The organism is Yinghuangia seranimata (genome assembly GCF_029953285.1).
Lineage (GTDB): Bacteria > Actinomycetota > Actinomycetes > Streptomycetales > Streptomycetaceae > Yinghuangia > Yinghuangia seranimata.
In genome coordinates this window covers 20,184-27,337 of record NZ_JASAOI010000097.1, presented here as the reverse complement: position 1 = coordinate 27,337, position 7,154 = coordinate 20,184, and the positions used below count along the sequence as shown (strand labels likewise).

At 69.4% G+C, this 7,154-nt stretch carries 11 protein-coding genes and 2 tRNA genes; 11 read left to right on the top strand and 2 right to left on the bottom strand.

Translation table 11 applies throughout. The features are described 5' to 3' along the window. The 5 genes from QI554_RS42730 to QI554_RS42710 form a co-directional block, all read left to right on the top strand. Positions 1–579 (top strand): DUF3566 domain-containing protein (locus tag QI554_RS42730; protein ID WP_425528142.1); only part of this gene is annotated, 579 nt, incomplete at its 5' end. Positions 580–666: 87 nt separating this feature from the next. Next, positions 667–740, top strand: a tRNA-Ile gene (locus tag QI554_RS42725). Between the two features lie 99 nt (positions 741–839). Then, entirely contained in the window at positions 840–1,193 is a 354-nt protein-coding gene (locus QI554_RS42720) for a YciI family protein (protein WP_281478621.1), read from the top strand. Positions 1,194–1,312: 119 nt separating this feature from the next. Continuing rightward, positions 1,313–1,450 carry a DLW-39 family protein gene (locus QI554_RS42715; protein WP_281478625.1) on the top strand — a complete coding sequence of 46 codons (138 nt, stop codon included), beginning with the start codon at positions 1,313–1,315 and terminating at the stop codon, positions 1,448–1,450. Between the two features lie 157 nt (positions 1,451–1,607). Continuing rightward, positions 1,608–1,680, top strand: a tRNA-Ala gene (locus QI554_RS42710). Between the two features lie 75 nt (positions 1,681–1,755). Here the strand turns inward: QI554_RS42710 and QI554_RS42705 are convergent. Continuing rightward, on the bottom strand, positions 1,756–2,457 hold the full coding sequence (locus QI554_RS42705) for a DUF5324 family protein (protein ID WP_281478623.1): 702 nt from the start codon (positions 2,455–2,457) through the stop codon (positions 1,756–1,758). 217 nt (positions 2,458–2,674) lie between these two features. Here QI554_RS42705 and QI554_RS42700 point away from each other — a divergent pair, with 217 nt between their 5' ends. Then, entirely contained in the window at positions 2,675–3,199 is a 525-nt protein-coding gene (locus QI554_RS42700; RefSeq protein WP_281478619.1) for a peptidylprolyl isomerase, read from the top strand. 139 nt (positions 3,200–3,338) lie between these two features. Beyond that, on the top strand, positions 3,339–4,100 hold the full coding sequence (locus tag QI554_RS42695; RefSeq protein WP_281478618.1) for a rhomboid family intramembrane serine protease: 762 nt from the start codon (positions 3,339–3,341) through the stop codon (positions 4,098–4,100). A gap of 147 nt (positions 4,101–4,247) precedes the next feature. Here the strand turns inward: QI554_RS42695 and crgA are convergent, their stop codons facing one another. Then, a complete protein-coding gene (gene crgA, locus QI554_RS42690; protein WP_281478616.1) occupies positions 4,248–4,499 on the bottom strand; it encodes a cell division protein CrgA in 252 nt (83 codons plus the stop codon). Between the two features lie 188 nt (positions 4,500–4,687). Between crgA and QI554_RS42685 the strand changes: the two genes are divergently transcribed. From QI554_RS42685 to QI554_RS42670, 4 genes are read left to right on the top strand one after another with little or no spacing between them, the layout of a single operon-like run. Continuing rightward, on the top strand, positions 4,688–5,377 hold the full coding sequence (locus QI554_RS42685) for a DUF881 domain-containing protein (RefSeq protein ID WP_281478614.1): 690 nt from the start codon (positions 4,688–4,690) through the stop codon (positions 5,375–5,377). A gap of 29 nt (positions 5,378–5,406) precedes the next feature. Then, positions 5,407–6,144 carry a class E sortase gene (locus QI554_RS42680; RefSeq protein ID WP_281478613.1) on the top strand — a complete coding sequence of 246 codons (738 nt, stop codon included), beginning with the start codon at positions 5,407–5,409 and terminating at the stop codon, positions 6,142–6,144. Next, complete coding sequence (locus tag QI554_RS42675) at positions 6,144–6,350, top strand: hypothetical protein (protein ID WP_281478611.1); 207 nt, start codon at positions 6,144–6,146, stop codon at positions 6,348–6,350. The genes QI554_RS42680 and QI554_RS42675 overlap by 1 nt, the downstream gene beginning before the upstream one ends. Beyond that, the gene (locus tag QI554_RS42670) at positions 6,347–6,985 is read left to right on the top strand and encodes an aminodeoxychorismate/anthranilate synthase component II (protein ID WP_281478610.1); all 639 of its coding nucleotides are present in this window, start codon (positions 6,347–6,349) and stop codon (positions 6,983–6,985) included. Before QI554_RS42675 ends, QI554_RS42670 begins: the two co-directional genes overlap by 4 nt. The last annotated feature ends 169 nt before the right edge of the window (positions 6,986–7,154 follow it).

Sequence of the window (7,154 nt, the reverse complement as noted above, 5' to 3'; positions counted from 1 at the left end):
CGTTCCGGCGCCCGCGGCCGCGGCACGTCCGGCGGCAGCCGTGGAGCGGCAGGCACCATGACCACCTCGCGTCCGGTCGCCGACCCGGCCGCGGCGTCCCCGTCGGCCGCGCAGCCTGGGGGGCACGCGATGGCGCAGAACCCGACCCAGCCCGGCGCCGCCCGCCCGGCAGCGGCCCGCCCGGCCGCCTCGGCGGCGGCCCCGCGCACCCGCCGCGCCCGCCTCAAGGCGGCGCGCATCGACCCGTGGTCGGTGATGAAGGTCAGCTTCCTGCTGTCCGTCGCGCTGGGCGTCATCACGGTCGTGGCCGTGACGGTCCTGTGGATGGTGCTCGACGGCCTGGGCGTCTTCGACTCCCTCGGCAGCACCGTCAAGGAGGTCACCCAGTCGGAGACCGACCCGTCGGGCTTCGACCTGAAGTCGACGCTGTCGATGAAGAACACGATGGTTTTCAGCAGCGCCATCGCCGTGATCGACGTGATCCTGGTGACCGCCCTGTCGACCCTCGGCGCCTTCCTCTACAACCTCACCGCCTCCTTCACCGGCGGCATCGAGGTCACCCTCGCCGAGGAGGACTGACCCGAGAACACCCGCCCCCGACCTGCCCGCCAATCCCGTTTTGGCGGGCGGGACGGGGTGCGGTACTCTCTTGGAGCACGCCCGCGGGGGCCTATAGCTCAGACGGTTAGAGCGCTTCCCTGATAAGGAAGAGGCCACAGGTTCAAGTCCTGTTAGGCCCACTCAAGTAGCGTGCAGGCCAAGGCCACTTTTCCAGACACTGGAAAGGTGGCCTTGATCGTTTTGGGCGCGGATCGGGCGCGACGGCGGAGGAGTGCGCGGTGAAGTACCTGATGCTGGTGTACGGGAACCGGGAGAAGTGGGACTCGATTCCGGCTGAGGAGTTTTCCGCGGCGGTGGCGCGGCAGGACGCGTTCAATGCGAAGTACCGGGGGACCGGGGAGCTGTTGGGGGCGTACGGGTTGGGGGATGTGGCGGAGGCTCGGCTCGTGGGGCGGGTCGGGGGGCTGCCGTCGGTGACGGACGGGCCGTACATCGAAGCCAAGGAGCATCTCGCCTCGTTGTACCTGCTGGAGGTGGTGGACGAGGAGCGGGCGCTGGCGATCGCGGCGGAGATGCCGTTCGCGGATCAGAGCCCGGTCGAGGTGTGGCCGGTGGCCCATCAGGGGTGGTGACCACCGAGGGGCGCGGCGGTAGTTCGTCCGGGCGGCGGGCGTACCGCGTCTTCGCGGCCCGGTAATCAAGCTGTTATTGTCGACGGCACCCAGACTTTCGCAGGATGGAGAGGCACGCGATGAAGAAGCTGATCCTGGTGGCCCTCGCCGCTGTGGCCGGCCTGTTGGTCTACCGGCAGATCCAGGCGGACCGTGCCGAGCAGGATCTGTGGACCGAGGCGACCGACCCGGTCCCCGCGGGTTCCTCGGCGCGCTGAGGCGCACTCAGACACACCGTGCGGGTCCCGGCCTGATCGGCCGGGGCCCGTGCGCGTTCGGGGCCGGGGCGGCGCGGGGATATGCGCGGGCCCGGTTCCGCGTTCTTTCGGTATGCTCGTAGCGCCCGTCTACCTGTCGGTACGGCGCGGTCTCCGAGGGGCCATAGCTCAGCTGGTAGAGCGCTGCCTTTGCAAGGCAGATGTCTGGGGTTCGAGTCCCCATGGCTCCACAGGACGGATCAACGGCGAAGGCCCGGTTCCCGTAAAGGGACCGGGCCTTCGCCGTTGGGTGCTGTCGGGCCGGCTCAGCCGCGTCGGTTGCGGTGCTTGCCCTTGGCGCCGGCGCCGTGGAGCTCCTCCTCGCCGGGGTCCTCGGTGACGCTCCCGGGGTCGGTGACGGGTTCGCCGCGGTACGCGTCCGCCTGGCCCGGGGCGGGCTCGGTCGCGGTGTCGTCGGCCTTCCACTCGGCCTCCTCGACCCTGCGCTGCCACATGACCCACCCGAGGCAGGCGCCGATGGCGAGCGCGGTGACGAGGGCGAACGACCGCCTGCGCCGCTTGTGCTTCTTGGCCTTGACGATCTTGTTCATCTCGGCGGCGGTGACCTCGCCGCGCAGCGCCATGGCGGCGGCCTCGGCGCGCGAGCGGGCCTCCATGAGCATCGGCTCACTCGCCTCACGGGCCGCGACCGCGGCGTGGTTCACGGCGGGGACGAGGTCGTCCTGGACGCGGTGCTTGGCGGCGTCCACGGCGCTCTCCACGCGCGGCCCCAGCGCGGGTGCCACGGTGTCACGTCCGTACGCCGTCATGCGCAGCCTGGCGGCGTCGAGTGCGGGCAGGACGCGATCCTGCGCCTGGACGCGGGCGTCGGCCAGCGCCTGTTCCAGGCGCGGTGCGGCCCACGCGCGGGCGTCGCCCGCGTAGTGGACCGCGGCCTCCCGGGCGTTCATCGCGCGGGGCGCGATCCAGACCACGACGCGGTCGCGCGCGTCGCGGGCCTGATCCATGCGGGTCACGACAGCCTCCTCCTCGGCGGGTTCATCCGCTATCTCTTCCCGGACGCGCGCGGATCATGCCTGATTTGTCATCTGATATCCCATTGCCGCGGCGGGGCGCGCCCGGCCGCGGCGCGCATCGTTTGGGCGGCGCGGCACACAGCGTGCGAGGATTCCGGGGACCGATGACAGTCCGAACGACCGTCAACACCGCAGGGAAGGTTCAACCGTGGCCGAGAAGCTGTACGCCACCCTCAAGACCAACCACGGGGACATCCTCGTCGAGCTGTTCCCGAACCACGCGCCGAAGACGGTCGCGAGCTTCACGGGTCTCGCCGACGGCTCGCGCGAGTGGATCGACCCGAAGTCCGGCTCCAAGGGCGAGGGCCCGCTGTACAAGGACGTCATCTTCCACCGCGTCATCAGCGGCTTCATGATCCAGGGCGGCGACCCGACCGGCACCGGTCGCGGCGGCCCGGGCTACCAGTTCGCCGACGAGTTCCACCCCGACCTGCGCTTCGACAAGCCGTACCTGCTCGCGATGGCCAACGCCGGCCCGGGCACCAACGGCTCGCAGTTCTTCATCACGGTCGGCCTCACGCCGCACCTGAACAACCGCCACACGATCTTCGGCGAGGTCGCCGACGAGGCGAGCAAGAAGGTCGTCGACTCGATCGCCTCGGCCCCGACCGGCCCGATGGACCGGCCGCTCGAGGACGTCGTCATCTCGCAGATCGTCGTCGAGAAGCGCTGACCCGGCGTTGAACCCGATCGACGGCACCGGACCGGCCGGCCCCTCGGGGCCGGCCGGTCCGCCGGTCTGTTACCGGCATCCCGGGCGCGAGACGTACGTCCGCTGTACGCGCTGCGAACGGCCCATCTGTTCCGACTGCATGGCCAGTGCGTCGGTCGGCTTCCAGTGCCCCTCGTGTGTCGAGGAGGGGCGCCGTACGGTGCGGGACGCGCGCACGGTCGCGGGCGGCCGGGTGCGGCCACCGTCGGCGCAGGGTGTGGTGACGAAGATCCTCATCGGCCTGAACCTGGCGGTGTGGATCCTGGTGCTGATCGCCGGGGACAAGGTCGTCGACAAGCTGATGCTGATCGGCCGGGCGGTCTCGCCCACCGACCACCAGCTGATAGGCGTCGCCGAGGGCCAGTGGTACCGCCTGGTCACCGCCGCGTTCCTGCACCAGCAGGCGTGGCACATCCTGTTCAACATGATGGCGCTGTGGTTCCTGGGGCCGCAGTTGGAGGCGCTACTCGGCCGGACCCGGTTCCTGGTGCTGTACATGGTCTCGGCGCTCGGCGGGACGGTGACGTCTTACCTGCTCGCGGCCGGCAACCAGGGCTCGCTGGGGGCGTCCGGGGCGGTCTTCGGACTGTTCGGCGCGATGATCGTGGTCGGCAAGCGGGTGAAGGCCGACCTGCGGCCGTTGATCGCGCTGCTGGTGATCAACCTGGTCATCACGTTCCTGAACACCAGCTGGATCGACTGGCGCGCGCACGTGGGCGGGCTGATCGTGGGATCGCTGACGGCGGCCGTGATGGTGTACGCGCCGCGCGCGCACCGGGTGCTGGTTCAGGTCGCCGCCATCGCGGTGATCGTGGCGGTGCTGGTGGGCCTGGTGCTGGTGCGTACTTCGCAGCTCACCTGATCCGTTACACTGGGATCAGTGGTAGTCACCCGCCGTGATGAATCGCAGCTCACGGGCGTGCCGCCGCGGCTGGTCGGCCGCGGGGCGCGCTAGAGTTATCCACAGGCTTTGCCTAGTTATCCCCACTGTGGATAACTCTGTGGATGCCTACTTCCACTGGGTGGAGACGCCGAAGCCGGCCGCGATGAACGCGAAGCCGACACCGATGTTCCAGTTGCCCATGGCCTCGACGGGATAGTCGCCGTTCGTCACATAGAAGACGACGATCCACAGCAGGCCGACCAGGAACAGGCCCAGCATGAAGGGCGCGACCCACCGACGCGAGTCCAGCTTTATCGCCGTCTTCTTCTCCGGCGGCGGCGTGAAGTCGGACTTCTTGCGAATCCTGGACTTCGGCACGAGAGTCACTCCTGTTTAGGCACACGACACGACCTGCGACGTGTCGGTTAGCGTAGTCGCTGTCAGGTCCGGATGGAGGGTACGACAACGTGCGTATGCCCGGTGTGAGACTGCCTGAATTCGCCCGGCAGCATCCCGGCCGTTCCGGCTCGGCCTGGCGTGCGATCGTACCCCGCTCCCTCACCCTCGTGGTCTTCGGTCTGGCGGGCCTGCTCTTCTGGATCAGCGCGAACACGTCGCACGGCGTCAACCTGCGTAACGACAGCCAGTCGATGGAGTACCGCGACCTCGTGCGCAAGCAGGGCCAGCAGAACGCGGTGCTCGACCGGGACCTCGGCGGGCTGCGTGAGGACGTCGACGATCTGACGAGGGGTCAGGTGACCGACCCCGAGGCGCAGGCCCGTGTGGACGCCCTCCAGGGCCCCTCGGGGCTCAGCCCGCTGTCCGGCCCCGGGCTGACCGTTACGCTCATGGACGCACCGCCGGACGCCACCGCGAAGATCCCCGGCGTGCGCCAGCCCACCGCCGACGACCTGGTCGTGCACCAGCAGGACATCCAGGGCGTCGTCAACGCCCTGTGGGCGGGCGGTGCGCAGGGCGTGCAGATCATGGACCAGCGCCTGGTCGCCACAAGCGCCGTACGCTGCGTCGGCAACACGCTGATCCTGCACGGCCGGGTCTACTCGCCGCCTTACGTCATCTCAGCGGTCGGTGATGTCGACAAGCTGCGTCGCGCGTTGGACGACAGTGAAAGCGTCTATAACTACACGACCTATGTCACCGCCTACGGCCTCGGCTACAAGGTCGAGGACCGCAAGCAGCTCAATCTTCCGGGGTACACGGGCCCGCTCGACCTGCAGTATGCGAAAGTCTCCTGACCGGAAGACCGAGAGGGGAGCCGAAGCACGTGCGCACCGCGATCCGCGGGCTGGGCGAAACGTTCATCACGCTCGGCATCGTCATCCTCCTCTTCGTCGTGTACCAGCTGTACTGGACGGGCGTGCTGGCACGGCAGGCGCGAGCGGACGAGCTCGACAAGCTGAACAAGAAGATGAAGCAGAACCTCGCCGCCGCGCAGGCCGCGCCGCCCGCGCCCACGACGAGCAAGGGCCCGCCGCCGCCCCCGGCCGCGCCCGAACCGTACAAGCACGGCGAGAGCTTCGCGGTGATGTACATCCCGCGCTTCGGCAGCGGGTGGAAGTGGACGGTGCTCGCCGGCACCGACGCGGACGTCCTGAAGAAGGGCCTCGGCTGGTACGACGGCTCCGCGCAGGTCGGCCAGCCCGGCAACTTCGCGGTCGCGGGGCACCGCAAGACGTACGGCGACCCGATGATCCACTTCCCCGACCTGCGGGTCGGCGACAAGATCGTCATCAACGACACGGTCAACTGGTACATCTATACGCTCGACAAGCCCGTGGTGAACGGCTCGTCGGACAAGGCGGTGTACAAGACCGTGCCGGAGGACGTCGGCGTCGTCGCCACGGTCCCGGCGAAGGGCTTCGACAAGCCCGGCACGTACATCACCCTCACCACGTGCGACCCTGAGTACGGCAGTTCGCACCGGCTGATCGCCTGGGGCCACCTCGACCGGGTTCAGGCGCTGTCCGCCGGCGAGCCCGCGGAGCTGAAGGGAACGTCCTGATGTACGCGTGGATCTGGCGGCACCTCCCCGGCAACGTGTGGGTGCGGCTGGCGATCAGCATCGTGCTGGTGCTGTTCATCGTGTACGCGCTGTTCACGTGGATCTTCCCGTGGGCCGAGCCGATGCTGCCGTTCAGCGACGTGACCGTCGACCAGGGCAACGTGAACGACGTCACCCCGAACCCGTCCGGAGGGCTGCCCGGGTGACCGCGCGCATTCTCGTCGTCGACAACTACGACAGCTTCGTCTTCAACCTCGTCCAGTACCTGTACCAGCTGGGTGCGACCTGCGACGTCCGGCGCAACGACGCCGTGACGGTCGAGGACGCCGACGACTACGACGGCGTCCTGCTCTCCCCCGGCCCCGGCACGCCCGAAGAAGCCGGTGTCTGCGTCGATATGGTTCGGCATGCGGCGGGCCGTGTGCCGGTGTTCGGCGTTTGCCTGGGGATGCAGTCCATCGCCGTGGCCTACGGCGCTACCGTGGGCCGGGCGCCGGAACTTCTGCACGGCAAGACGAGTTTGGTCGAGCACGAGGGGTCGGGCGTCTTCAGCGGGCTGCCGTCGCCGTTCACCGCGACGCGCTACCACTCGCTCGCCGTGGAACCGGGCACGATGCCGGCGGAACTGGAGGTGACCGGATGGACCGAGAGCGGAGTGATCATGGGCCTGCGCCATCGCGCCCTTCCGGTCGAAGGCGTGCAGTTCCATCCGGAGTCGGTGCTGACACAGGACGGCCACCTGATGCTGGCGAACTGGCTGACGGCCTGCGGGGATCCGGGGGCCGTCGGGCGCGCGGCCGGGCTGGCGCCGGTGGTGGGCCGCTCGGGGATGAGCGCATAGCCGGCGCCGCCGACCCGCACATATCCGCCGGGCGTTCGGACGCCGCAGGGGATGCCACGGTCGCGTTCGGGGCGGACCCCGGCGCGGCCTTCGACGACCACACCGCCGAACTCGCCGTCCTGACGCCCGCCGACCTGGCGCGCCGCGACCGTGCGCGGGCCGGTGCCCA